The organism is Ancylothrix sp. D3o (assembly GCF_025370775.1).
Classification (GTDB): domain Bacteria; phylum Cyanobacteriota; class Cyanobacteriia; order Cyanobacteriales; family Oscillatoriaceae; genus Ancylothrix.
Genome location: NZ_JAMXEX010000135.1, coordinates 1 through 1143, shown reverse-complemented (window position 1 = coordinate 1143; position 1143 = coordinate 1). Strand labels below are relative to the sequence as shown.

The following is a 1143-nucleotide window of genomic DNA, read 5'->3' as shown; positions in this document are numbered from 1 at the left end:
GCTTAGGCTAGTTGACCATTAAGATAAGCACAACGAAGTTGTAACATTTGATTCACGTTATGTTTATTCCACTGCGCTCCTACCAGTTTTAGTCTTAAATCAAGCTGTTTAATAGCTGACTCTACTGCGCCGGAGCCAATCGAACAAAGCTCAGAAGCTTGCACTTTCTTATAATTAATAATTCGGCTTTTATGTTCTTGTAAATATTTGAGAAACTTCTGAGATTTTTGACGACGATACTCGCCTAACACAGCAAGAGCCTCCTCAACTTCGCCACACCATAAATAAGATTCAATTTGTTGGAGGCGTTTCAGAGAACCCCCAATTTTATAAAGATTTTCTTTCAGATGATACCAATCTAGTATTTCCCACCTTTCTGAAGAGGTAGAAATTTCTGACATTAATTTCCACACACCAGGATGACCATCTCCCAAACACACTAAAAGCGCAGCCAGTTTTTGAGAATTCACCCAATCGCTTAGGAATAGATTGTCTTTAAAAGCCGCATTATGATAAACTTTTTGCAGCCTAATTGCTTTATACTCAAGCCATTCACAGCTTTGACCGTTAGGGTTTCGTACTCTAACTTTCCCACCATCTGCACTTAATTCTGTTACAGTTTCTTGAGTGTCAGGAGGAGAAAATTCTGTTCTTTGTACCAGTCTATGAAGTGTAGTATGGCCAATTTTTACTCCCATTAATAATTCTAATTCTAACTCTGCATTTTGGTAAGATTCATTAGCGCTAATCCGTAAACAACATTTTTCTAAAAATGGAGAAATCCGACAACGAGACGTCAGATGTAATCGAGAGGCTTGTTTTTCTGTGATAGGAATTTCTCCAAGAGAACTTTTTAACTTTCTCGTTCGACCCTTAATTGTTCCTGTCTTTTCTTTGATAAAAAAAAAGCCACTTGGGGACTGACTTTTTCTAAGATTTGTTGGCGCACTGATTTTTCAATAGTTTCGAGAGAAACTAAATCTTCTGAGGGCGTATTTTGGTAAAGAATTTTAGCAATAGCTGTGATATGTTCTTGGAGTTTTTGAGATTCTTCAGGGGTCATAAACAGAGGTTACATTTATGTGAGTGAAATATAATTTATTGTACCACAGTCTGGTACACTTGCAAAAACGGGATGCTCCC

Annotated in this window: 1 protein-coding gene; it reads right to left on the bottom strand. The window is 37.4% G+C overall.

The window, feature by feature from the left end:
• Positions 1-2 precede the first annotated feature (2 nt).
• Positions 3-1063 (bottom strand): ISKra4 family transposase gene (locus NG798_RS27760; protein WP_261226952.1). Its coding sequence is split into 2 segments (ribosomal slippage): positions 3-907 and positions 907-1063, totalling 1062 coding nucleotides; the frame shifts between segments, so codons are not numbered across the junction.
• Between the last annotated feature and the right edge of the window lie 80 nt (positions 1064-1143).